Origin of the sequence: Cryptosporangium phraense (genome assembly GCF_006912135.1) — a bacterium.
Lineage (GTDB): Bacteria > Actinomycetota > Actinomycetes > Mycobacteriales > Cryptosporangiaceae > Cryptosporangium > Cryptosporangium phraense.
On the sequence record NZ_VIRS01000015.1, the window covers coordinates 74,077 to 96,142 of the forward strand.

Below are 22,066 nucleotides of genomic sequence, written 5' to 3' on the forward strand. Positions count from 1 at the left end.
CCGCAGCACCCCGGGCTGCGGCCACCCCGACCGCAGCACCCCCGACCGCAGCACCCCCGACCGCAGCACCCCCAGCCTCGACCCCTCCAGCCTCAACGCCCCAGGCTGCGGCACCCCGGGCTGCGGCCACCCCGATCACAGCACCCCCGACCACAGCACCCCCGACCGCAGCACCCTCGACTGCAACGCCACCGGCCTCGGAACCCCCGGCCTCGGAACCCCCGGCCGCGGGGCCACCGGCCGCGGGGCCACCGGCCTCGGAACCGGCGCCCGCGCCCGCGCCCGCCGACGCGCCCGCGCTGCCGGCCTCGGAACCGGCGGCCGCGGTTCGGGCGGTGGTGCCCCTGTCCCGGTGGGCCGTGTTGCGGCGGTTGCACTTCTACGCCGGCATCTTCATCGGCCCCTTCCTCTTCATCGCCGCCCTCACCGGCCTCGCCTACACCCTCACCCCTCAACTCGACCGCATCGCCTACGGGCACGAGCTCTACGTCGACCAGATCACCGAATCCAAAGTCCCCCTCGCCGACCAGGTAGACGCAGCCCGCGCGGCGCACCCCACCGGCACGCTGACGACCGTCTCCGTCCTCGACGACCCCCACGCCACCACGCGGATCGCATTCTCCACTCCGGAACTCGCCGCCGACGAGAAGGTCGACACGGTCTACGTCGACCCGTACACCGGACAGGTCCGCGGAACCCTCACCACCTGGTACGGCTCCACCCCCACCACGACCTGGCTCGACAGCTTCCACCGCACGCTCAACCTCGGCGACCTCGGCCGCAACTACTCGGAGCTGGCCGCGTCCTGGCTCTGGGTCGTCGCGCTGGGCGGCGTCGTCCTGTGGCTCGGCCGGAAGCGCAAGTACCGCGGCGAGCGCGGCCGGGCGCTCGTCCCCGACCTGCAGGCGAAGGGCGTCCGGCGGACCCGGGGCTGGCACGCGTCGGTCGGCCTCTGGATCACGGCCGGGCTGCTGGTGCTGTCGGCGACCGGGCTGACCTGGTCGCAGCACGCCGGCGCGCATTTCAGCACGGTGCTGGACGCGATGAAGGGCCACGCCCCGGCCTTGGACGCCGGGCTGACGAGTGGCCACCACGGCACCGGCACCGCCCCAACCGGAGAAGGGCTACCGGCCGGGGTGAGCCTCGAGCAGGTGATCCGCGCGGCCGGGCCGATGTCCGGCCGCACCGACATCACGGTCCCCGCCGACGCGAGCACCGCGTACGTCGTGGCCCAGGACGACGGGGTCTGGCCGGTCGGTTTCGACCAGGTCGCGGTCGACCCGCGGAGCGGCGAGGTCACCGAGCGGGTCGAGTACGCCGACTGGCCGTTCCTGGCCAAGCTCACGAAGATCGGGATCCGCGCGCACATGGGTGAGCTGTTCGGGATCGTCAACCAGGTGCTGCTGGCCGCGCTGGCGCTCGGGCTGCTGTGCGTCATCGTCTGGGGGTACCGGATGTGGTGGCAGCGCCGTCCGCGGCGGGCGACGGCCCGGCTCGGTGCGCCGCCGGCACGCGGTGGCTGGCGCGCGCTGCCGGTCTGGTTCCTGGCGATCGCGGTCCCGGTCACGATCGCGGTCGGCTGGGCCCTCCCCCTGCTGGGGCTCTCGCTGCTGGCGTTCGTCGTCTTCGACCTGCTGGCCGGAGCCTTCCGCTGGGCCCTGCGCACCCCGGGCCCCCGCCCGGTCGACTGACCCCCGGGCGGCGGGCCGCCCCGGCCCGCCGCCCACCGGCACGCGACCCTACGACGACATGATCGTGTTGACGTCGACCTTCCGGCCGGCGCCGGCCACGTGCCGTCCCCGCACCGCGACCCGGCGCTGCAGCCACAGCGCCCCGACGATCGTCCAGGCGATCGTCGCCGGGGCCAGCACCGCGAACCCGGCCAGCGCGGCGAACGCCACGCCCCAGCCGGACCCGAGCGCCACCGCCAGCACGTGCCCCTCGACCAGCAACAGCCCGACGCCCGCGGCCAGCGCCGCGGTCCAGTGCGGCACCGCGGCCGGCTCCCGCAGCCAATGCGCCGCCGCCCACGACGGGTATCCGAGCAGGACGGTCAGCAGGAGCAGCAACGACACCGACGTGCCGGCGTCCGCGGTCCGGATGAACAACCCGACGGCCACGACCCCGGCACCCACTCCGGCCAGCGACCACGCGAGCTGGCGCCCGTGCGTCCGGGACGCTCTGCCCGTTCCACCCAGTCCGGCGGCTAACAGCACCGACAGCAAGTACGCGATCACATCGCCTCCCCAGAGAACGTGGCGCCCGTTTCTCCGGGGTTATCCGGTCACCGCCGCGGCTGAAACCTCAACCGACGCGGGCCACTGCGCCCAGACACGCGACGTCGGCCGGGTCCGGCCGGTCGTCGTCGAGCGGCCGCCACTCCGAGATCACCGCGATTCCCGGGTCCACCAGCGACATCCCGTCGAAGTACCGGGCGAGCTCGGAAGCGCTGCGCAGCTGGAACTCCCCGCCGGCCCGCGCCATCGCCTCGAGCGTGGCCGCGGTCGGAGCCGGCAGATAGTCGGCGCTGCCGTGCGAGATAGCCAGATAGCTGCCGGCCGGCAACGCCTCGACGAGCGTCCGCACCACCGCGTACGAGTCGGCCTTCGCGTCCGGCACGAAGTGCAGCACCGCGATCAGCATCAGCGCCACCGGTTGCGAGAAGTCGAGCGTCTCCCGGGCCTGCTCCAGGATCACCGCCGGGTTCCGCAGATCGGCCTCGAGGTACGACGTCAGGCCCTGCCGCGTCGACGTCAGCAGCGCCCGCGCGTGGGTCATCACCAGCGGGTCGTTGTCGACGTAGACGACCCGCGACTCGGGCGCGATGCGCTGCGCGACCTCGTGCGTGTTGTCGGCCGTCGGCAGCCCGGTACCGACGTCGAGGAACTGGCGGATCCCGGCCTCGCGGGCCAGGTACGTCACCACCCGGCGCAGGTACGCCCGGTTCTGCACCGCCCAGACCCGCGCGGTCGGGAAGACCGCGGCCATCTGCTCGCCGGACTCCCGATCGACCGCGAAGTGGTCCTTGCCGCCCAGCCAGTAGTTGTAGCGGCGGGCCGAGTGCGGCACGGTCGTGTCGATGCCCGCGAACACGGGCGGGTCGGGACTCATCGCGACGCCTTCCGTCGGCCCCCGGGAACCAGCGCCGACGATCGTACTGCGAGTCGCGAAGGGACTGTCCCGCGGTGTTCCGCCGGGCAACGTAAAAAGAAGGACGGAACCGTCGGCAGACGGTCCCGCCCCTCACCGGCCTCAGGCCGGGACCGCCGTGGTGGCCGCGGGCGCCGGTCGCGCGACCAGCACCCTCTCGGCGAGCGGGCCGAAGACCAGGCCGAACGCGGTCCACAGGATCAGCTGGGCGCCGACCGAGTACAGGCGGAACGTGGCCAGCACGTCCGCGGGGAAGCCCTCGTAGACGATCCGGCCGCTCGGGTCGCGCAGCGGCAGCGGCGTCTCGGTGGCCCGCTCGGAGCCGGTCGCGGCGACGTTCGCGGCCAGGTGGCCGAGCGGCGGGAGCAGCAGCATCACGACCCCGACCGCGACGACGTAGGCGGCCCCGGCCAGCAGCGCCGCGTTCCAGTTCCCGAAGCGCGCGGCCAGCCGCTGCCCGAGCCAGACCGCGCCGCCGAGGAACACCAGCGACGCCAGCACCATCACCAGGTACAGCCCGCCGCGTGTGCCGATCGTGTCGTCGTTGCCCACCGCGGGTGGGTTGGCCGGGTACTTCAGCCAGGGCACGAGGAACAGTCCGACGAACGCGCCCCCGGCGACGAGCAGCGCCAGCACCCGCGGCCGGACCATCCCGACCCGCCCGAGGCAGATCGTGTAGATCACGGTCGCGAGCAGGCCCATCGCGATGCCGAACGCGATCAGCCCCACGCCGATGCCGACGTTCGCCTGGATCGTCCGGGTGAACGTCTCGGCTTCCGCGGCCGGCACCGGCAGCCCGGCGGCCTTGTCGAGCGCGTCCTGAGCCGCGCCCCGACCCTCTTCGTAGTCGATGGCCTGCTGGATCTGCGGTTCAGCGAAGATCCGCGCGAAGACGAACGCGCACACGCCACCGATCCCGCCGGCCAGAGCGCCGCGCAGGAGGAGTTTGAGTTCCACGGAGTCGGCTCAGTGGCAGGGGAAGCCGATGAAGTGCCGCGCGTCGTGCACGAACTCGTGGATGTGCACGTCGTTGCCGAAGACCGACACGGCCCCCTGGTCGACGCCGATGAAGTAGTAGAGCAGCAGCGCCAGCAACACGGCGGAGCCGAGGTACACGGCACCGCGCGAGCCGGAGATGACGACCGGCGTAGCGACAGCGGACGGCTGGGTCACGTTGAGCCTCCTCTGGGGATCGTGCGTCCCCCTGTGGTCAGGGCTTCCGTGACGGCGCCAGTATCTGACTCACCGGCTGGGCAGCCGGCACACAGTGGCGCGACCGTGCTGGGTTTTCACCAGCTTCCTCGCACCGTCACGTTGTTCGAACATAGGACCGCACTGACGTGCGGTCAATCGTGGGGTCCGGCGCGCGAGACCTTCATCTCAGTTGATGGGGGGTTTTGTTACGCCTGCCTGGCTGGGGTTCGGGGGTCCGGGACTGGGTCTGGGAGGCTGGGGCTCGGTCGTTCCGCTCCTTCGGGGGTGGTTGCTGGCTCGGCCTCGCTGGCTGGGGGTGTGCAACGCCTGGCCCGCACTTGCATCCGATACCTGGGTACAGGCTTACCGTCCGGGTATGACGAAATGGCCGGCTCCGGAGTGCACGCTGCCGACGGCCGAAAGGCCGTTCCGGGTGGCGGAGTTCGACGCGCTGCTCCGGACGGCGCGGCAGACCGAACGAGTCACCAAGGCACACGGCCGGGTTCTGCTCGCCGAGCGGGCCCGGGCGCGGGCGGAGGACCTGACCGCCCGCGAGACGGAGTGCTGTTCGTTCTTCCGCTTCAGGTTCCGGTCGGCTCCGAGCGGATTCTGGCTGGACATCACGGTGCCCGACGAACAGGTAGCCGTGCTCGACGCGTTGCTGGGACCGGCCGAGTCGTGACCGGCACCCTGCGGACCAGCGAGCTGGCCGCGGCCGCCGGAGTGAACACGCAAACGCTGCGGTACTACGAGCGGCGGGGCCTCCTCGCGTCACCGGACCGAACACCCGGCGGCCACCGGATGTACCCGCCCGAGACGGTCACCGCGCTGCGGCTCATCAAGGTCGCGCAGCGACTCGGATTCACGCTGGACGAGGTCGCGGACCTGCTCGAGGTGGGGCGGCGCCGGTCCCGCGGGCTGCAATCCCGGGCGCGCGCCAAGCTCGCCGAGCTGGACGAGCGGATCCAGGACCTGCAGACGATCCGGTCGACGCTGGCCGAGGCGCTCGAAGCCGGCTGTGACGACCTGGCCGAGTGCGCGAGCAGTTCGCGCTGCCCGCTCCCGTTCCCCGACGCGCCTACCTAGCAGCCGCCGGACCCCCTCGGGCGACTCGCGCGGGGTTCACCGTGGACTGTCGGTGGGGTCTGGCATGATCCTCGGCATGACGAGCCCGGGACTGCTGCGCGAGGCGCGCGCCCTCGTGTTCGTCCTCGTGTGCCTGAGCTTGTCGGTGACGTTGCACGGCTGGGCCCACGGCCAGTTGCCATCGGTGCTGGCCCTGCTGGCCGGCACCGGACTCATCGCGCCGGTCGCGATGGTGCTCACCGGGCGCCGTCGCGGCCTGCCGGTGATCGCCGGTGGGCTCGCGGTGACGCAGGCCGGCCTGCACGGGCTGTTCACGCTCGTCCCGTCGGGGGTCCCGTCGGGCGGGGCGCACGCGATGATGTCGATGCCGAGCGCCGGCACGATGCTCGCGGCGCACGTCCTGGCCGGGAGCCTCACGGCGCTGTGGCTGTACGCCGGTGAGGTCGCGGTCTGGCGCCTGGTGCGCTGGTTCGCGCGCCGGGTGCCCGCTCTGGGCGTTCTGTTCGCGCTGGTTGCCCGCCGCCTGTTGGCTCCTGCGCCGCGACGGTTCCGTCCTCGTCTGGCCGAGTTCGCGGCTCCGCCGCCCGAGCCGACGTGGCTACGCAGCACCTCCCGCCGAGGCCCGCCCCGCCTTCTCCCCGCGCCCCACTAGCCCGCCCTGCCCGCGCGCTCACGCCGGGAGCGACGCCGACCGTCCGAACTTCGCTCACGCGGAGCGACGCCGACAGTCCGCCCGCCGCTCAGGACAACCGCCCGTAAGGGCGACTGTCCGGACGGACGTGCGGCCGTGCGGATGGACGTCCGCACGGACGCCCGATGCTCGAGTGGACGTCGCACGGACCGCACTGCACGCGCCGACGCGCGTGCCGTAGGCGTGGTGCATGCACCGCAGACGTTGGTGCGCGCGCCACGACGTCGGCGCCGGCCGCATCGGCCGCTGCTGGGGCCGCGTGTGCACGCTCCAGGCCGACGAAGGCAGCGCACGCTCACGGACAGGACGCACGCGCTCCGCACCTGAACGAGGTATGTCCTCGACAGGGTCGGGACGCACGCGTCCGGCGCCCGCGGAGTGCACGCGCTGCGCCTGGGTGGGACGTACGCGCTCCGGCCCGCGGAGTGCACGGGCGCTCCGTGCCGGCGAGACGCACGTGCGTCGCTCGCGGTCTGTGCTCGGTCCGAACTCGGCCGGCGCACGCACCGCACGCGCCGTAGGCGCACGCACCGCACGCGCCGTAGGCGCACGCACCGCACGCGCCGTAGGCGCACGCACCGCAGGCGCTGTGGGCGCACGCGCCGCCGTCGCGGACACGCTGACGCGAACGCATGCGACGCCGCTCGCGGGTCGCGTGCATCGCGTGGTGCGACGGGCGAATCGCGGGCGTGGCCTGAGCACATCGCGCAGCGCAGGTGCATCACGGGCAGCGCAGATGCGGAGTCCGCAGCCCAGGTGCTGCGGACGCAGCGCACCGACAGTGGGTCTAGCTCGTTCGGCGCGCTGGCGGGCGCTGCGGACGCAGCGCACCGACAGTGGGTGTAGCTCGTCCGGCCGCTCGCGGGCGCTGCGAGCGGGCGCTGCGAGCGGGCGCTGCGAGCGGGCGCTGGCGATGCCGGCGGGAGGCACCTCCGAGCCGCGCGGCGGCGCGGGATTCGCCCGCTCACCCAGGGACGCACGCATCCCCCTGCGCCAGGCCCCCGCTCCCCCGCGCCGGCCACGCGCCTCGCCGAGATGCCGTGCACCGACACAACGACCGAATCAGGCAAATCATAACCTCCCGAGAGGAACCCTCCATGTTCTCCATCCGCAAGACCCGCCTAGCCGCCCTCACCGTCACCCTCGCCACCGCGGGCCTCCTCACCTCCGCCTGCACCACCTCCCCCGACACCGCCACAACCACCCCCACGGCCACCCCCTCGGTCAAGGCCACCGCCGAAGCGGCGCTCTCCATCACCGACCCCTGGATCAAGGCCACCGACACCGGCATGACCGCCGCCTTCGGCACGCTCGTCAACCACACCGACCAGCCGCTCACGATCGTCGGCGCCACCTCTTCCCTCTCCGTCATGGAGCTCCACGAGATGGTCATGCAGGACGGCAAAATGATCATGCAACCGAAGAAGGGCGGATTCGTCCTGCCGGCCAAGGGCACCCACGAGCTCTCTCCGGGCGGCGACCACCTGATGTTCATGTCGGTCACCTCCCCGATCAAGGCGGGCGACGAGGTCACGGTCACGCTCGAGCTGTCCGACGGCACGAAGTTCCCGTTCACGGCGGTCGGCAAGCCGTTCTCGGGCGCCGAGGAGAGCTACGCCCCCGACGCCGGCATGCCCATGGGCTCCGACCCGACCCCGTCGGCATGAACTACGTCCGCATGAGCAGGCGCGGCCTGCTCACCGGGGGCGCCGCCGCGGTCGGCGGCGCCCTCGTGGGCGTCGCCACCAGCGACGCGCTCCAACAACAGAAACAGCAACCACAGCAACAGCCCTACGGCCGGCAGACCGAACCGTTCCACGGCAACCGCCAAGCCGGCATCGACACGCCCCCACAGGCCGCCGCGTCCTTCCTCGCGTTCACCCTCCACCGGGACACCGACCGCGATGCGATCGGACGCATGCTCCGCCTGCTCACCGACGACGCGGCCCGCCTCACCGCGGGCCGCCCCGCGCTCGGCGACACGGACGCGGACCTCGCCCGGACCCCGGCCCGCCTCACGGTCACGGTCGGCTTCGGCCCCGGCCTCTACCGGGCGGCCGGCCTCCGGTCCCCGGTGGCGGCGCTCCCCGCGTTCCCGATCGATCGCCTGCAACCGCGCTGGACCGGCGGTGACCTGCTCCTGCAGGTCTGCGCGGACGATCCGACCGCGGTCGCCCACGCCCAGCGCATGCTGGTCAAGGACGCGCGTCCGTTCGCGGCCGTCCGCTGGGTGCAACGAGGCTTCCGACGCGGACGTGGCGTCGAAGCCGACGGCGCCACCCACCGCAACCTGCTGGGCCAGCTCGACGGGACGGCGAACGTCCGCACGCCGCCCGGGGCGATCTGGGCCGGGGACGCCACGACGCTCGTCGTCCGGCGGATCCGCCTGGAGATCGAGACGTGGGACAAGCTCTCGCGCACCGACAAGGAGCTGGCGGTCGGCCGCAAGCTCGACACCGGGGCTCCGCTCACCGGCGGGAAGGAACACGACGAGCCCGACTTCAGCGCGGTGGACTCCGTCGGCCTGCCGGTCATGCCGGACTTCGCGCACGTCACCCGGGCGCACGTGAGCGACGAACGGATCCGCATCCTCCGACGTCCGTACAGCTACGACGGCGAGCCGGACGCCGGCGGGGTGCCCGACAGCGGCCTGATCTTCGCGTCGTACCAGGCCGACGTCGGTGCGCAGTACCTGCCGATCCAGCGCCGGCTGGCCGAGCAGGATCTGCTGAACCAGTGGACGACGCCGATCGGCTCGGCGGTGTTCGCGATCCCGCCCGGGTGCGCCGAGGGCGGCTGGATCGGCGAGCAGGTGCTGACGTGAGGGCCCTGCTGGTCATCGTCATCGCGGTCGCCGGAACGCTGCTCGGGATCTCGCCGGCCCGCGCGCACTCGGACGTCACCGGCAGCACGCCGGCCGCGTCGAGCACCGTCACCGTGGCTCCGACGGAGGTCACGCTGACGTTCACCGGGCCGATCCGGGGTCAGTTCAGCACGGTCGTGGTGACCGGGCCGGGCGGGGCCCGGTTCGGCACCGGCGCGGCGCGGGCGGTCGACCGGACGCTGCACCAGGCGGTGCGGCCGCTGGTGGGCGGGGAGTACACCGTGGCCTGGCGGGTCGTGTCCGGCGACGGTCACCCCCTCCAGGGTGTCTTCCGCTTCACCGCCGACCTGCCCGGAGCCCCGGCCGCGCCGCCGGCGGCGGCACCGTCCGAGCCCGACGACGGAACCGGGCTGTTCCTGGCCGCCGCCGTCGCCGGCCTGCTGGTCGTAGGAATCGGCATCGTCGCTCTGGCCCGGACGAGACGCAAGAAGCACTGACGGGCCTCGGCGCCGGCCTCATTCCCCCCGGCCGGCGCCGAGCCCCGCGTCGTACGTCTCGCGATGCTCGAGCACGTCGTCCATGTGCGTCTCGGCCCACGACTTCAACCCGCGCATCACCTGGTACAGCGACAACCCCAGCTCGGTCAGCTCGTACGTCACCGAAACCGGCACCGTCGCCACCGCCGTCCGGGTCACCAGCCCGTCCCGCTCCAGGTTGCGGAGCGTCTGGGTGAGCATCTTCTGACTCACCCCGGCGATCAGCCGGGACAGCTCCGAGTACCGCATCGACCGCGGCTCCCCCGCGCAGCCGGTCTCGAGCTGGTGCGAGCCGTCGCTCCCGAGCGCGGCCAGCACGAGGTGCACCCACTTGTCGGACAGCCGGTCGAGCAGCGCCCGGCTGGGGCACACGGCGAGGAAGGCGTCGTACTGGAGCTTGCTCTGCGCTCTCTTCTGCGCCGCCGTGGTCGTCGCCATGCCCGCCTCACTCGTGAGTGACTTACGCACTCTGAAGTGCGTACTTCCCGATGGAGAGTTACGCGTCGATAGTGACCTAGGAACCGCTACGACGAAACCCAAGAGGCATTCCGAATGACCGCAACTCCGCTTCCCGGCGGCACCTGGACGCTCGGCGACCTGACCGTCACCCGCTTCGGCTACGGCGCCATGCAGCTGGCCGGCCCCGGCGTGATGGGTCCGCCCGCCGACCGGGACGGCGCGCTCGCCGTCCTCCGCGCCGTCGTCGAGTCCGGCATCACGCACATCGACACGGCCGACGCGTACGGGCCGCACGTCACGAACGAGCTGATCCGCGAAGCGCTGCGGCCCTACCCGCCGGAGCTCCACCTCGTGACCAAGGTCGGCGCGCACCGGGACGCGGACGGCGGCTGGCCGCCGGCCCGCGACCCGGAGAGCCTGCGCCGGGCCGTCCACGACGACCTCGGACGGCTCGGCCTCGACGTGCTCGACGTCGTCAACCTGCGGCTCGGCAACGCGCTGGGGCCCGTCCCGGGCTCGGTGGCCGAGGCGTTCGGGACGCTCGTCGAGCTCCAGCGGCAGGGGCTGATCCGGCACCTCGGCGTGAGCAACGTGACGCCCGAGCAGGTCGTCGAGGCGCAGTCGATCGCCCCGATCGTCTGCGTCCAGAACGCCTACAACCTCGCGCACCGCGACGACGACGAGCTGATCGACGGGCTGGCGTCCCAGGGCGTCGCCTACGTGCCGTTCTTCCCGCTCGGCGGGTTCGCTCCGCTCCAGGCGGCGGAGCTCTCGGCGGTGGCCGACCGGCTGGGCGCGACGCCGATGTCGGTGGCGCTGGCCTGGCTGCTGCGGCGCTCGCCGAACATCCTGCTGATCCCCGGCACCAGGTCCCTGGCGCACCTGCGCGAGAACATCGCCGGCGCGGCCCTCGTCCTCTCGGACGAGGACCTCGCCGACCTGGACAAGATCGGCCGCTGAGGCCGGCCGACCGGCCGAAAGGCCGGTCAGCCGGGCCGGTCAGTCCCCCGGCGCCGGCCGGACGATCAGCACGTCACACTCCGCACCCTTCGTCACCTCCAACGCGACGCTCCCCAGCAACCGCTCGGCCAGCGACCGCTCGTGCCGGGCCCCGACGACGATCAGCTGGGCCCCGCGGTCGGTCGCCGTCGACAGCAGCGCGGCCGCGGGCTCCCCGTCGACCAGCAGCGCGGCCGAGATCGTCGCGTTCTCGCCCTGCGCGACCGCTACCGCCGCCGCGATCGCCTCACTGGCCGCGGCCCGTCCGAGCACCTGCCCGACCCGGGTGTCGCCGCCCAGCGTGGCCACGTTCTTGGCCTCGGCTCGCCGGGACAGGTCGGCGAACGCGCACACGATCACCAGGTCGGCGTCCTCCCGGGCGGCCAGCCAGGCCGCCCTGGCCACGGTCGGCCCGGCCAGTTTCGACCCGTCGGTCCCGACGACGACCACCCGGTAGTCCGTCAGCCCGCTCATGACGACGCTCCCGCGGGCATGGCCGTCAACGCGTCGACGTCCCGGACGATCGGCGGTTCCTTGATCCACAGCATCGTCGCGGCCGCACAGGCCAGCAGGATCCCGGCGAACATGATCGCGTTGTTCGGGTCGTCGCCGAGCAGCCCGCTGTAGATCGCGCCGAACGTCACGGTCTGGATCAGCATCGGGACGACGATCATCATGTTGATGATTCCCATGTAGACGCCGTACCGGGTGGACGGGATCATCCGCACCGCCATGATGTACGGCACGCCCATGATCGACGCCCAGGCGATGCCGAGCCCGATGATCGGGATGAACAGCAGGTACCGGTTCGACAGGTGCGGGAAGATCACCAGCCCGACCGCCGCGCACAGCAGGCAGGCGATGTGGACGAACTTCGCCCCGCGCCGCCGGGCCACCGCCACCAGCGAGAACGCCACCGTGAACGTGACGATGTTGTACCAGCCGTTCACCAGCCCGGTCCACCCGACCGCCCGCGCGTAGTCCGGCGTCGACGCGTCGGTGGTGCCCCACACCGACTTCGCCACCGACAGCGTCACGAACTGCCAGTAACACACCATCGCGTACCACTGGAACAGGTACACCAGCGCGAGTTTTCGCAGCTCCGGCGGCATCTCGACGATCGCGTCCCAGATGCCGCGCACCGCGGCCCCGAACCCGCCGCGATCGGCCCGCATCTCGGCCAGCTCGGATTCGCTCGGCGGGATCTCCGGCGTACTGAGCACGGACACCAGCACGGTGCCGATCGAACACACCGACCCGAGCATGAACGACCCGAGCACCCAGTACGGGATGCCGGCCTCGGTGCCGCCGGTGATGAACTTCTGGAACACGAACAGCGAGATGTTCGCCAGCGTGATCCCGAACCCGGTGAAGAAGCTCTGGGCCAGGAAGCCCTTGGCCAGCTGCGACGGCGGCAGCTTGTCGGCGATGAACGCCCGGTACGGCTCCATCGCGGTGTTGTTCGACGCGTCCAGCAGCCAGAGCAGCAGCACGGCCATCCAGACCGCGGCCACGAACGGGAAGAGGAACAGGCAGATGCTGCAGCCGATCGCCCCGATCAGGAAGAACGGCTTCCGCCGCCCCCACCGCGGGCTCCACGTCCGGTCGGACAGCGCGCCGATCAGCGGCTGGATCAGCAACCCGGTCACCGGCCCGGCCAGGTTCAGGATCGGCAGTTCGTCGGGGCTGGCGTGCAGGAAACTGAAGATCGGGTTCACCGCGGTCTGCTGCATCCCGAAGCTGTACTGGATGCCGAAGAAGCCGAGGTTCATCAGCAGGATCTGCCGCATGTTCATCAGCGGCTTGTGCCGGATCGTGGTGACGTGCCCGGCCGCCGTCGTGGTTGCGGTCATCGCGCACCCGCCCCGGTCAGGAAGTCCTGCAGGCGCGTGAGCTCGCGCTCCCACCCCTGGCTGTGTTCGTAGGCGACGGTCTCGTCGTACGGACCCTGGATGATCCGGACGAGGGTCCCCTCGCGTCCGGTGCGCAGGAACTCGACGCGTAACTCCAGCGGGACGTCCGGGTCGATGCCGGCGTCGCCGGTGATGCGCTGGCGGGCGACGAAGACGTCCGGGTCGAAGAACTCGACGAAGATCGCGTCGGTGGTGACGCGCACGCCGGGGTCGTCGTCCAGCACCTTGACGTGGTGGTGCCGTCCACCGAGCTTCAGTTCCGACGTGACGGTATCGGTTTCGACGTGCCAGCCCGGGCTACCTCGCCATTGCGCCATCTCGTCGGGCTCGGTCCAGGCCTGGAACAGCCGCTTCTGGGATTCGTCGAATTGTCGCTCTACTACCACCATGATGTTTGCCGTCATCATTGACCGCCTAAGGGTGGTTTAACGTTCTACCTAGGGTGTGACCAGGGTCTCACTCGCTGCGTACGAGTCAATGGCGTTGCGTCGTTTGGGAGGTCGGAGTGGCCGGTCGCGTGACGATCCATGACGTCGCTCGCGTGGCCGGGGTGTCGCACCAGACCGTGTCCAACGTCCTGAACGGACGCAACCGGGTCGGGGCGGCGGCCCGGCAACGCGTGCACGCGGCCATCGACGAGCTCGGCTACCGGCGGCACGCCGGCGCGGCGAGCCTGCGGACCCGCCGGGCCGGGCGCCTGGCCTACCCGCTCGGGCCGGCCGAACGCGGGCCGTCGAACACGATCCTGCTCGAGTACCTGCAGGCCCTGACGGCCGCCGCGGCCCGGCACGGCCAGCACCTGGTGCTCACCGAGGACGACCCGGCCGGCGCGCTCCGGCTGGTGCGGGCCGGTGAGGTCGACGGGGTCGTGCTCACCAACGTCGTCGCCGGGGATCCGCGGGTGACCGTGCTGGCCGCGGCCGGCGTGCCGTTCGCGTGCTTCGGCCGGACCGGCCCCGACCGGCCGCAGTGCTGGGTGGACGTCGACAACCAGGCCGGCACCGTGGCAATCACCGAGCGGCTGGTCGCCCGCGGGCACCGGCGGATCGCGTTCCTGGGGTACGCGCCGCAGGGCGGCTGGGACGTCGAGCGCGAGGCCGGCTACCGCGCGGCGATGGGGTCGGCGCGTCTGACCCCGCGGGTGTCCACTCCGGACCCGGAGGGACCGCAGGCCGCCCGGGCGATCGCCCGGCTGCTCGACGGCGCCCGCCGCCCCACCGCGGTGGTCACCGGCAGCGACGTCCTGGCCGCCGCCGTCTGCGCCGCCGCCACCCTCCGCGGCCTCGAGCTGACCGCCGCCCCGGCCGAGGCCGGGGCGCTCGCGGTGACCGGTTTCGACGGCTCGGTCGTCGGCCGGCTGCTCGCTCCGGCACTCACCACGGTGGCGATTCCGCTGGCCGAGATCGCCGAGCGCGTCATCCGGCGCGTCCTGGCCGAGATCGACGGCCCGACGGACGGCCCCGGCGAGGTCCTCGCGCCCGAGATCCTCGCCGGCGCCACCGGCTGACTACGGACGCCCGGCGTGCGGGACGTCCACCTCGGCGGCCAGCAACACGGCCTCGCGCTTGTCGTGGCGCAGGTGCTCGTAGAAATCCGGGGCCGAGCACAGCAGCAGCGTCCGGCCGTCGTCGCCGCCGAGCTGGCACGCGTACACGCCGAGCCCGTCCGGCGCCGGGATCTCGTCCACGATCTCGCCGCCCGGCGACACCCGCACGGCCCGGCCGCCCACCGCGTCCGCGGCCCAGAGGTGGCCGTCGGCGTCCAGCGAGCACCCGTCCGGCGCCACCACGAGCTGCCCCAGGACCTCCTCGGTCGTCTTCCCGGTCGGCGTCGGCGCGAACTGCGCCCACACCCGCCGGTTCGACAGCGTCCCGTCCGCGGCCAGGTCGAACGCCGTGTACCGGTTCCCGAGCGTCTCGCCGACGATCAGCGTCGAGCCGTCCGGCGTGATCACCGACCCGTTCGGGAAGTACAGGTCGTCGGCCACGACGGTCACCGACCCGTCCGGGTCGACCCGCTTGAGCGTCGCGGTCCGCAGATCGCCCCCGCCCATCAGGTCGAATCCGAAGTCGCCGACGAAGATCCGCCCGCCCTCGTCGATCACCAGGTCGTTGAGGAACCCGCCGGAGTGCGCCGACAGGTCCGCGAGCGTCGAGGTCGCGCCGTCGGCGAACCGCAGCAGCCGCTGATCCTTCATCGAGACGACGACCAGCGAGCCGTCGGGCAGCCACCCCATCCCCGACGGCTGGTGCTCGACCTCGAACAGCACGGTCTCCGCGCCGTCGGACGTGATCCGGCTGACCGTGTGCCGGTAGAAGTCGGACACCCACCAGGTGCCGTCGCGCCAGCGCGGCCCCTCGAAGAACGCCCCGCCGCTGAAGATCTCCCGAACCTCTTTGTTCGCCATAGCCGCAACCTAACTGAGCAGGGACCTTGCGGCGACGAGTCGCTGGATCTGGTTCGTGCCCTCGTAGATCTGGGTGATCTTGGCGTCGCGCATCATCCGCTCCACCGGGAAGTCCTGCGTGTACCCGGCGCCACCGAGCAACTGCACCGCGTCGGTGGTGATCCGCATCGCGGTGTCCGACGCCTGGCACTTCGCGGCCGCTCCGAAGAACGTCAGGTCGGCGTCGCCGCGCTCCGACTTCGCCGCGGCCACGTAGACGAGCTGGCGTGCGGCCTCGAGGCTGATCGCCATGTCGGCCAGCATGAACTGGATCGCCTGGAAGTCCGCGACCCGCTGCCCGAACTGCTTGCGCTCCCGCACGTAGGCGGTCGCCACGTCCAGAGCGCCCTGGGCGATGCCGACGGCCTGCGCGCCGATCGTGATCCGCGTGTGGTCGAGCGTCCGCAGGGCGATCTTGAGGCCCTCGCCCGGTGCACCGATGCGCCGGTCGTCCGGAATGCGGACGTTCTCCAGCAGGACCTCCCGGGTCGGGGAACCCTTGATCCCGAGCTTGCGCTCGGGCGCACCGAAGGTGACGCCCGGATCGGACTTCTCGACGACGAACGCGGTCGCGTTCGCCCCGCGCCGGCCGTCCGGGTCGGTGATCGCGAGGACCGTGTAGAACTCGGACTCCCCCGCGTTGGTGATCCAGGCCTTGACGCCGTTGAGGACCCACTCGTCGCCGTCGCGCACCGCGCGGGTGCGCATGGACGCGGTGTCGCTGCCCGCCTCGCGCTCGGAGAGCGCGTAGGAGAACATCGCCTCGCCGCGGGCGACCGGCGGCAGGTATTTGGCCTTGAGCTCGGCCGACCCGGCCAGCAGCACCGGCATGCTGCCGAGCTTGTTCACCGCCGGGATCAGCGACGAGGACGCGCATCCGCGCGCCACCTCCTCGATGATCAGGCAGACCGCGAGGGCGTCGGCGTCCGCGCCGCCGTACTCCGACGGCACGTGGGCGGCGTGGAAGTCGCCCGCGACCAGCGCGTCGTAGGCCTCGCGGGGGAACCGCGACTCGGCGTCGACCGACGCGGCGTGCGGCGTGATCTTGTCCGCGACCAGGTCGCGCACGGCGGCGCGCAGGTCCTCGTGATCCTCGGACAGCCGGAACAGATCGAACGTCATGGCGCCTTCCCTGGGGTCTTCGGTACCGAGTACCTGCTCATGGTACTGAGTACCAGGGTACTCTCGCCGGGTGGTCAACGAGTCCTCGCGCGAGCGGCTGATCGCCGCCGCGTTCGCGCTGTTCGAGGAGCAGGGCTACGAGCAGACGACCGTCGACGACATCGCCGCCAGGGCCGGCGTCGGCCGCACCACGTTCTTCCGGGCGTTCGGGTCGAAGGACGACGTGATCTTTCCGCACCACGAGTCGCTGGTCCTGGCCGTGCGCGACCGGCTCAACGCGGCCGCGCCCGACGCCGGGGTGCCCGCGATCGTCGAGGGCGCGCGCCTGGTGCTGACCCACTACCTCGACGAGGGCGACCTGGCCCGGGCCCGATATCGGCTGACCCGGACGGTGCCGGCCCTGCGGGCGAGGGAGATCGGCGGGATGCAGCAGTACCAGCGGCTCTTCCGCGAGTTCATCGTGTCCCGGGGGACCGAGTTGTTCCGGGCCGAGCTGCTCGCGAACGCGGTGGTGACCGCGCACAACTACGTGTTGCGGCGGTGGCTCCGGGAGCTGAGTACTGATCCTCTGGCGGAGTTCGACCGGGCGATGGCCGACGTCCTGCGTCTGTTCTCCGGCTCCCCGGAGGGCGCGTCCGCCGTCGTCATCCTGCGCACCGATCAGGATCTGGACGCCGTGCTGCCGAGCATTCGAATCGCGTTGGAGTAGCGGCCAGTAGCTGACCTCTATCTCCGGCACTGTTCCTGGTGTCGCCGGATCGCCCGGCGGTACGAGAGGAGCAGTGTCGTGACCCTGGCTTTCGACATCGACTGGCTGGCCGTTCTGATCGTCACCGTGGCCTGCACGGTGCTGGGTGGCGTGTACTTCGGCGCGGTGATTCCCCGGCAGTACGCGGCGGCGATGGGTCGCACCGAGGCCTGGAAGCCGCCGGCCTGGACGTTCGCCGGCCAGGCCGTGGCGACGCTGCTGGTGGTGGTGACCAGCGCGGTGCTGCTGCGCAGTCTGGACGTGCGGGAGATCGGGACGGGATTGGTGTTCGGGCTGGTCGTCGGGGTGGGGTACCTGGCCGCGATGGTGCTGAACATCGCGATCAACCCGAACTTTCCGCATCCGGTGCGGTACACGCTCCTGAACGGCCCGTACTTCGTGATCTCCAGCCTCCTGACCGGCGCGGTCGTCGCCGCCCTGGCCTGACGGGCGCCGTCCGGAGGCGGGCTAGTGGGCCGGGACGGAGAGGCGGGCTCGTTCGGTCGCGACGACCTGGCGGACGAGCTCGGACTCGGACAGGTCGACCGCCTCCGGCGCCGCCGCCAGGTCGCTGTGCCGGGCATACTCGTCGAACGTCTGCGTCTTGCGCGCGAGCAGCTCGACGATCCGCTGGTCGACGCTGTCTTCCGACAGCAGCCGGTGCACCTGCACGGTCTGCACCTGCCCCATCCGGTGGGCGCGCGCGATCGCCTGCGTCTCGGTCGTCGGCTTGAGCTGCGGTTCACAGAGGACGACGACCGACGCCGACTGGATGTTCAGCCCGACCCCACCCGCGACGATCTGGGCGACCAGCGCCGCACCGCCCTCGGCGGCCGAGAACTCGTCGACGAGCTCCTGGCGGCGACCGGCCGGCACCGAGCCGGTCAACGGCCCGAACACCGCGCCCGGCAGCGACCGCGCCACCAGGTCGAGCACCTCGCGGAAGTACGAGAACACCAGCACCCGCCGGTGGTTCTCCTCGGCCTCGGCCACGATCTCCACGAGCCGGCGCATCTTCTCCGACTCGGTCCCCTGAAGCATTCCGGCCTGGCGCATCGCCATGAAGTTGCCCCGCTCCACGGCTTCCCGGTAGGCGATCGAGTCGTCCGCCGACAGCGGGAGCCACTCCTCCACCTCGATGAGCTCCGGCAGCTCGGTGAGGACGTCCTCCTGGTTGCGCCGGAGGTACGCGGGCGCGACCTGGCGCCGGAACGCCCGCGGTGCGCCGGCCCGGGCCGCGGCGACCAGATCGGGGCGCAGGTAGGAGATCAGCGTCCGGAACTCGTCGACGCGGTTCTCGAGCGGCGTGCCGGTGAGCAGGATCGCGCGGTCGGCCTGCTCGATCAGCGCCGTGGTGCGGACGGTCCGCCGGGCGGCCGGGTTCTTGACGTAGTGCGCCTCGTCGACGACGACGCAGGCCAGGTCACCGACCTCGGCCAGCGCCGGGCCCCACCACCCCAGGGTCTCGTACGTCGTGACCGCGACGCCGCCGTCGCGCAGCCACTTCTGGGCGGCGCGCTCCCGATCGGGCCCGTGGACCCGATGCGCCACCAGCCGCGATTTGCTCTCGACCTCGCGGACCCAGTTCGACACCACCGCGGCCGGGCAGACGACGAGGAACCGGTTCGCGCCCCGGCTGCGCAGGTGCGCCAGGACCGCGAGTGCCTCCAGCGTCTTGCCCAGGCCCATCTCGTCGCCGACGAGGACCTTGTGCTGGACGAGCGCGAACCGGGCCGCGAAGCCCTGGTATCCGCGCAGGGAGGCGGTCAGGTACTCGGTGCGGAGCGGCTGTTCGCGGACCGCCTCGATGATGTCTTCGGGCAGGTCGCCGTGGGCGGCGTTCTCGTCTTCGGTGAGGAAGCCGAGTTCGGCGAGCATCGCGATGTAGTCCGCCGGCCGCGCCAGGTAGTCCACCCACGGATCCCCGCCGGGCTCCTCCCGGCCAGCCCGGTTGCCCACCGGCGCCGCACCGGCCCGCGCGGCCGCCGGCTCGGCATCCGGCCGCGCGGCGGTGCGCCCGGCGCCCGGCCGCGCCGCACGTCTACGGCCGGCGTCGAGCATCGCGGCCCGCCGCACGACCGCCGTCATCCCCTCCCGGAGCCCACCCCGCTCCGGCCCACGCCCCGGCGGCGACGGCAACACCAGCAGGTACTCGGTGGTCGGCCGGATCGCCGCTCCCAGCGGCGCCAGCTCCCCCGCCACCCACAAATCGTCGGCCGCCGACCGCGTCTCCCGGTTCGCGTCCCAGTCGGCCAACCGCCTCAGCAACTCCGTCGCTTCGGGCGGACGTCCGTCCACATCGATGCGGACCGGCGTCTCCTCGTGCGTGACGCAGCGCAGCTCGTGGGCCGCACCGAGGATCCGCCTCGTCGTCGTCTCGCCGACGCCCGGGAGCGCGTCCAGGGCCGGGCCGCGGTCGAGCACCTGCTGCACGGTCGTCAGGCGCGCGTCGGCCAGCGCGCCCAGGCGCAGGCGGTCTCGGGTGGCCTGCTTCAGCGCGTCGACCGGCATCGTCTCGAGCAACCGCCGGACCTCGGCCTCGCGCACGCCCTCGCCGGCCTCCCGGGCCGCCGACCGGTACCGGGCCTCCCCGGCGACGGCCGCGGCGATGCGATCGAGCGCCGACGGTAGGCCGGCGAACTCCGCCCGGTCGACGAGAAACGGCGCCGGCCCGTCGTGCGCCGCGACGAGCGGCCAGCCCAGCGACGGCGAGAGCAGCGGAACCGGCGCGCCGGTGAGCGTCCCCATGCGCTCGAGCCGTACCGGAGCCTCGGCCAGCAGGGCCGCGTGTTCGCGGCGGAGGTACTGCGCCGCGGCCTCGGCCGCGCGCCGCTGCGCGGAGCCGACGAAGAACCTCCGCAACCCGAGGACCGGAGCCACCTCGTCGAGCGCCCGCCGTACCTCGCCGGTCAGCCGGTCGAGAAAGGCCTCGTCGGCACCGGGCAGCCGGGCCCGATCGGACAGCGCCCGCACCACATCGGAATCCGAGGAATCGAACGGAACCACCCGCCCGAACGGAAGAACGACCGACCGGGCCGCGAGCACCCGCTCAGCCTCCGAGGCGGCCGCCGCCACCCGCCGGCGCCACTGACGCACCTCGGCCGCCCGCCGGCTCCACCCCTCGAGATCACCGGCCAGAGCCCGGACTAGCTCGCGTTCTGCCTTGTCCATGCCTCGCCGCGCTCCCATCCCTCCGCGCCGCGAGCGTAAGCCCTCCCCCCGACACTTCGCCGCGCCCGGCGGGTCGCGACCGCGCACCGCAGCAGGTAGGCCGGGGTAGGCGGGATCCAGCCGAGCTGCCGGGCCTGGGCCTGGTCGTCCCGGACCGCCCAGTGCTCGACCACCAGGTCGTCGCGCACCCTCAGAAAGTGCGCGTGGTGCACCTCGAAGCGCTTGCCGGTCGGCGCGAACGCCCGCTCGACCCGCCCGTCGGGCGTCCAGATCGTGAAGTTCCCGGTGTGCCGTCCGGACATCGTGCCGTAGGTGACCACCAGGTCCCCATCGACCGCGGCGGTCTCGACGGTGAAGGCCAGCTCGCTGTACGCGGACCTCAGCCACAGCGCGGTGGCCCAGAAGGCCTCCGGGCCGGTCCCGCGGCAGTCCGGGGGCTCGTCGACGGCCTCGCGGTTGGTCGCGTCCGGGTGGACGACCTCCCGCAACTGCTCCAAAGTTCCGTCGGCCATCAGGTGGATCGAGCGTTCGGCGATCGCGCGCATGACTCCTCCTCAGAGTTCGGTACAGTTCGCTGTACTCAATTGAGGACAGTACGCTGTACCGAACCTGAGCACAACCGGGAGTTCGATGGCCTACGACAATCGGTCGCGCGCGGCCGCCGCGCAGGCGACCCGGGCCGCGGTGCTGGCCGCGGCCCGCGACGCGTTCCTCGACGCCGGCTACGCGGGCACGACGATCCGCGCGGTCGCGGAGGCCGCCGGCGTCTCGCCGGAGACCGTCTACAAGCGCTTCGGCGGTAAGGCCGGCCTGCTCAAGGCCGTCTACGACGTCGCGATGGCCGGCGACGACGACCCGGTGCCGATCGCCGAACGTCCGGAGTTCCTCGCGGTCCGGACCGCGTCCACGACCGCCGAGGTCGCGGCCGCGTACGCCGCGTACGCGCGGCTGCTGACCGGCCGGGCCGGTCCGCTGATGCGCGTGGTCCTGTCCGCGCGCGGCACCGACCCCGATCTCGACGCGTTCGTGCGCACCGTCGACGGAGAGCGCCTGATCGGAGCGACGATGGCGACGACCGGCTGGGCCGAGAAGGGCTGGCTCCGCGGCGACCCCGACCGGTCGCGCGACCACCTCTGGATGCTGATCTCCCCGGCGGTCTGGGCCCTGTTCGCCGAGCGCGGCTGGACGCTGGACGACTACGAGACGTGGCTCCGGACCACGCTCACCGCCACGATTCTCGCCTAGATGGTTGATTCTCAACGGTGTGGCGGCGCGTTCTGGCCCGTCACATGTGCCGTTGGTCTGCTCCGGGTAGTCACCTCCGAACGTCGCCGGCTGCGCCTGGTCACCGGCCGCCTGCCCAGGAGGTTTCCTGCTCTGCCCCGCCAGCCCGGCTACAACACACGCCTGCGCGCCGCGGGTGGCCTGCTAGCCCGGGTACTGCGGGAACCGGCCCGCGACGCCACGTTCCGGCACGACGACCTGTGGCTGGCCGACTCCACCCCGGTCGGCTGCGGCGCCTCCCGGGACACCGCGGAACACTCCGATCCGGCCGGCCACGCCCACGACGGCCACGACGCGTCACACTCGCGATGGTTCTGGGGCCTGCGCCTGCCTCTGGTCTGCACCCCGATCACCTCGGCCTTGGCCGGCGCGAAAACCGACGAACCGACCGCGGTCTCCGACTGCTGATCCCGGCCTACCGCAACCGCGAACCACGACCCGGC

At 72.4% G+C, this 22,066-nt stretch carries 25 protein-coding genes and 1 riboswitch; of the genes, 13 read left to right on the forward strand and 12 right to left on the reverse strand.

Annotated elements, in window-relative coordinates; all coding sequences use genetic code 11:
* Nucleotides 1–335: 335 nt before the first annotated feature.
* Nucleotides 336–1,691: a PepSY-associated TM helix domain-containing protein gene (locus tag FL583_RS21200; protein ID WP_205752323.1), complete on the forward strand. Its 1,356-nt coding sequence runs from the start codon at nt 336–338 to the stop codon at nt 1,689–1,691.
* A gap of 48 nt (nt 1,692–1,739) precedes the next feature.
* Here the strand turns inward: FL583_RS21200 and FL583_RS21205 are convergent, their stop codons facing one another.
* The 4 genes from FL583_RS21205 to FL583_RS21220 all read right to left on the reverse strand — a co-directional run bounded on the left by FL583_RS21205 (nt 1,740) and on the right by FL583_RS21220 (nt 4,323).
* Nucleotides 1,740–2,237, reverse strand: a complete 498-nt coding sequence (locus tag FL583_RS21205; RefSeq protein WP_142706450.1) for a hypothetical protein — start codon at nt 2,235–2,237, stop codon at nt 1,740–1,742.
* A 67-nt stretch (nt 2,238–2,304) separates the two neighbouring features.
* Nucleotides 2,305–3,111 carry an SAM-dependent methyltransferase gene (locus FL583_RS21210; RefSeq protein WP_142706451.1) on the reverse strand — a complete coding sequence of 269 codons (807 nt, stop codon included), beginning with the start codon at nt 3,109–3,111 and terminating at the stop codon, nt 2,305–2,307.
* Between the two features lie 141 nt (nt 3,112–3,252).
* On the reverse strand, nt 3,253–4,107 hold the full coding sequence (locus FL583_RS21215; RefSeq protein WP_142706452.1) for a CbtA family protein: 855 nt from the start codon (nt 4,105–4,107) through the stop codon (nt 3,253–3,255).
* 9 nt (nt 4,108–4,116) lie between these two features.
* Nucleotides 4,117–4,323: a CbtB domain-containing protein gene (locus FL583_RS21220; RefSeq protein ID WP_142706453.1), complete on the reverse strand. Its 207-nt coding sequence runs from the start codon at nt 4,321–4,323 to the stop codon at nt 4,117–4,119.
* Nucleotides 4,324–4,370: 47 nt separating this feature from the next.
* A riboswitch (adenosylcobalamin (AdoCbl) riboswitch) is annotated at nt 4,371–4,464 on the reverse strand.
* 256 nt (nt 4,465–4,720) lie between these two features.
* Between FL583_RS21220 and FL583_RS21225 the strand changes: the two genes are divergently transcribed.
* The 6 genes from FL583_RS21225 to FL583_RS21255 all read left to right on the forward strand — a co-directional run bounded on the left by FL583_RS21225 (nt 4,721) and on the right by FL583_RS21255 (nt 9,442).
* A complete protein-coding gene (locus tag FL583_RS21225) occupies nt 4,721–5,026 on the forward strand; it encodes a hypothetical protein (protein ID WP_142706454.1) in 306 nt (101 codons plus the stop codon).
* Complete coding sequence (locus tag FL583_RS21230; RefSeq protein ID WP_142706455.1) at nt 5,023–5,430, forward strand: MerR family transcriptional regulator; 408 nt, start codon at nt 5,023–5,025, stop codon at nt 5,428–5,430. The genes FL583_RS21225 and FL583_RS21230 overlap by 4 nt, the downstream gene beginning before the upstream one ends.
* 76 nt (nt 5,431–5,506) lie before the next feature.
* On the forward strand, nt 5,507–6,082 hold the full coding sequence (locus FL583_RS21235; protein ID WP_142706456.1) for a hypothetical protein: 576 nt from the start codon (nt 5,507–5,509) through the stop codon (nt 6,080–6,082).
* Nucleotides 6,083–7,218: 1,136 nt separating this feature from the next.
* A complete protein-coding gene (locus FL583_RS21245; protein ID WP_142706458.1) occupies nt 7,219–7,788 on the forward strand; it encodes a copper chaperone PCu(A)C in 570 nt (189 codons plus the stop codon).
* An 11-nt stretch (nt 7,789–7,799) separates the two neighbouring features.
* Nucleotides 7,800–8,945: a Dyp-type peroxidase gene (locus tag FL583_RS21250; RefSeq protein WP_142706592.1), complete on the forward strand. Its 1,146-nt coding sequence runs from the start codon at nt 7,800–7,802 to the stop codon at nt 8,943–8,945.
* Entirely contained in the window at nt 8,942–9,442 is a 501-nt protein-coding gene (locus FL583_RS21255) for a copper resistance CopC family protein (RefSeq protein WP_170323781.1), read from the forward strand. Before FL583_RS21250 ends, FL583_RS21255 begins: the two co-directional genes overlap by 4 nt.
* An 18-nt stretch (nt 9,443–9,460) precedes the next feature.
* On the opposite strand, the gene FL583_RS21260 is transcribed toward FL583_RS21255, so the two are convergent.
* Nucleotides 9,461–9,919, reverse strand: coding sequence for a winged helix-turn-helix transcriptional regulator (locus tag FL583_RS21260; protein ID WP_142706460.1), 459 nt, complete (start codon nt 9,917–9,919; stop codon nt 9,461–9,463).
* A 114-nt stretch (nt 9,920–10,033) separates the two neighbouring features.
* Here FL583_RS21260 and FL583_RS21265 point away from each other — a divergent pair, with 114 nt between their 5' ends.
* A complete protein-coding gene (locus FL583_RS21265; protein WP_142706461.1) occupies nt 10,034–10,900 on the forward strand; it encodes an aldo/keto reductase family oxidoreductase in 867 nt (288 codons plus the stop codon).
* A 39-nt stretch (nt 10,901–10,939) separates the two neighbouring features.
* Here FL583_RS21265 and FL583_RS21270 read toward each other — a convergent pair whose 3' ends face one another.
* From FL583_RS21270 to FL583_RS21280, 3 genes are read right to left on the reverse strand one after another with little or no spacing between them, the layout of a single operon-like run.
* The gene (locus tag FL583_RS21270) at nt 10,940–11,413 is read right to left on the reverse strand and encodes a universal stress protein (RefSeq protein ID WP_170323782.1); all 474 of its coding nucleotides are present in this window, start codon (nt 11,411–11,413) and stop codon (nt 10,940–10,942) included.
* Nucleotides 11,410–12,792: an MFS transporter gene (locus tag FL583_RS21275; protein WP_142706462.1), complete on the reverse strand. Its 1,383-nt coding sequence runs from the start codon at nt 12,790–12,792 to the stop codon at nt 11,410–11,412. Before FL583_RS21275 ends, FL583_RS21270 begins: the two co-directional genes overlap by 4 nt.
* Nucleotides 12,789–13,256: an SRPBCC family protein gene (locus FL583_RS21280; RefSeq protein WP_142706594.1), complete on the reverse strand. Its 468-nt coding sequence runs from the start codon at nt 13,254–13,256 to the stop codon at nt 12,789–12,791. The genes FL583_RS21275 and FL583_RS21280 overlap by 4 nt, the downstream gene beginning before the upstream one ends.
* A 113-nt stretch (nt 13,257–13,369) precedes the next feature.
* On the opposite strand from FL583_RS21280, the gene FL583_RS21285 reads away from it, so the two are divergent.
* Nucleotides 13,370–14,359 (forward strand): LacI family DNA-binding transcriptional regulator, encoded by a 990-nt coding sequence (locus FL583_RS21285; protein WP_142706463.1) that lies wholly within the window; start codon nt 13,370–13,372, stop codon nt 14,357–14,359.
* Here FL583_RS21285 and FL583_RS21290 read toward each other — a convergent pair whose 3' ends face one another.
* Entirely contained in the window at nt 14,360–15,259 is a 900-nt protein-coding gene (locus FL583_RS21290) for an SMP-30/gluconolactonase/LRE family protein (protein WP_142706464.1), read from the reverse strand.
* A gap of 9 nt (nt 15,260–15,268) precedes the next feature.
* A complete protein-coding gene (locus tag FL583_RS21295; protein WP_142706465.1) occupies nt 15,269–16,420 on the reverse strand; it encodes an acyl-CoA dehydrogenase family protein in 1,152 nt (383 codons plus the stop codon).
* Nucleotides 16,421–16,490: 70 nt separating this feature from the next.
* Between FL583_RS21295 and FL583_RS21300 the strand changes: the two genes are divergently transcribed.
* Both FL583_RS21300 and FL583_RS21305 read left to right on the forward strand, forming a co-directional pair.
* Nucleotides 16,491–17,129 carry a TetR/AcrR family transcriptional regulator gene (locus FL583_RS21300; RefSeq protein WP_142706466.1) on the forward strand — a complete coding sequence of 213 codons (639 nt, stop codon included), beginning with the start codon at nt 16,491–16,493 and terminating at the stop codon, nt 17,127–17,129.
* Between the two features lie 78 nt (nt 17,130–17,207).
* Nucleotides 17,208–17,615, forward strand: coding sequence for a DUF1761 domain-containing protein (locus FL583_RS21305; protein ID WP_142706467.1), 408 nt, complete (start codon nt 17,208–17,210; stop codon nt 17,613–17,615).
* Nucleotides 17,616–17,636: 21 nt separating this feature from the next.
* Here the strand turns inward: FL583_RS21305 and FL583_RS21310 are convergent, their stop codons facing one another.
* Both FL583_RS21310 and FL583_RS21315 read right to left on the reverse strand, forming a co-directional pair.
* Nucleotides 17,637–20,339: a DEAD/DEAH box helicase gene (locus FL583_RS21310; RefSeq protein ID WP_142706468.1), complete on the reverse strand. Its 2,703-nt coding sequence runs from the start codon at nt 20,337–20,339 to the stop codon at nt 17,637–17,639.
* A complete protein-coding gene (locus FL583_RS21315; protein WP_142706469.1) occupies nt 20,315–20,884 on the reverse strand; it encodes an ester cyclase in 570 nt (189 codons plus the stop codon). The genes FL583_RS21310 and FL583_RS21315 overlap by 25 nt, the downstream gene beginning before the upstream one ends.
* 85 nt (nt 20,885–20,969) lie before the next feature.
* Here FL583_RS21315 and FL583_RS21320 point away from each other — a divergent pair, with 85 nt between their 5' ends.
* Both FL583_RS21320 and FL583_RS21325 read left to right on the forward strand, forming a co-directional pair.
* Nucleotides 20,970–21,584 carry a TetR/AcrR family transcriptional regulator gene (locus FL583_RS21320; RefSeq protein WP_142706470.1) on the forward strand — a complete coding sequence of 205 codons (615 nt, stop codon included), beginning with the start codon at nt 20,970–20,972 and terminating at the stop codon, nt 21,582–21,584.
* On the forward strand, nt 21,585–22,031 hold the full coding sequence (locus FL583_RS21325; RefSeq protein WP_142706471.1) for a hypothetical protein: 447 nt from the start codon (nt 21,585–21,587) through the stop codon (nt 22,029–22,031). It begins immediately after the preceding gene.
* Nucleotides 22,032–22,066: the final 35 nt, after the last annotated feature.

Excerpts from the sequence above, each read along its gene's own strand:
- FL583_RS21210 (WP_142706451.1), bottom strand. The coding sequence starts at position 3,111 with ATGAGTCCCGACCCGCCCGTGTTCGCGGGCATCGACACGACCGTGCCG.
- FL583_RS21225 (WP_142706454.1), top strand. The coding sequence starts at position 4,721 with ATGACGAAATGGCCGGCTCCGGAGTGCACGCTGCCGACGGCCGAAAGG.
- FL583_RS21235 (WP_142706456.1), top strand. The coding sequence starts at position 5,507 with ATGACGAGCCCGGGACTGCTGCGCGAGGCGCGCGCCCTCGTGTTCGTC.
- FL583_RS21245 (WP_142706458.1), top strand. The coding sequence starts at position 7,219 with ATGTTCTCCATCCGCAAGACCCGCCTAGCCGCCCTCACCGTCACCCTC.
- FL583_RS21250 (WP_142706592.1), top strand. The coding sequence starts at position 7,800 with ATGAGCAGGCGCGGCCTGCTCACCGGGGGCGCCGCCGCGGTCGGCGGC.
- FL583_RS21260 (WP_142706460.1), bottom strand. The coding sequence starts at position 9,919 with ATGGCGACGACCACGGCGGCGCAGAAGAGAGCGCAGAGCAAGCTCCAG.
- FL583_RS21265 (WP_142706461.1), top strand. The coding sequence starts at position 10,034 with ATGACCGCAACTCCGCTTCCCGGCGGCACCTGGACGCTCGGCGACCTG.
- FL583_RS21270 (WP_170323782.1), bottom strand. The coding sequence starts at position 11,413 with ATGAGCGGGCTGACGGACTACCGGGTGGTCGTCGTCGGGACCGACGGG.
- FL583_RS21275 (WP_142706462.1), bottom strand. The coding sequence starts at position 12,792 with ATGACCGCAACCACGACGGCGGCCGGGCACGTCACCACGATCCGGCAC.
- FL583_RS21280 (WP_142706594.1), bottom strand. The coding sequence starts at position 13,256 with ATGACGGCAAACATCATGGTGGTAGTAGAGCGACAATTCGACGAATCC.
- FL583_RS21290 (WP_142706464.1), bottom strand. The coding sequence starts at position 15,259 with ATGGCGAACAAAGAGGTTCGGGAGATCTTCAGCGGCGGGGCGTTCTTC.
- FL583_RS21295 (WP_142706465.1), bottom strand. The coding sequence starts at position 16,420 with ATGACGTTCGATCTGTTCCGGCTGTCCGAGGATCACGAGGACCTGCGC.
- FL583_RS21310 (WP_142706468.1), bottom strand. The coding sequence starts at position 20,339 with ATGGACAAGGCAGAACGCGAGCTAGTCCGGGCTCTGGCCGGTGATCTC.
- FL583_RS21315 (WP_142706469.1), bottom strand. The coding sequence starts at position 20,884 with ATGCGCGCGATCGCCGAACGCTCGATCCACCTGATGGCCGACGGAACT.
- FL583_RS21320 (WP_142706470.1), top strand. The coding sequence starts at position 20,970 with ATGGCCTACGACAATCGGTCGCGCGCGGCCGCCGCGCAGGCGACCCGG.
- FL583_RS21325 (WP_142706471.1), top strand. The coding sequence starts at position 21,585 with ATGGTTGATTCTCAACGGTGTGGCGGCGCGTTCTGGCCCGTCACATGT.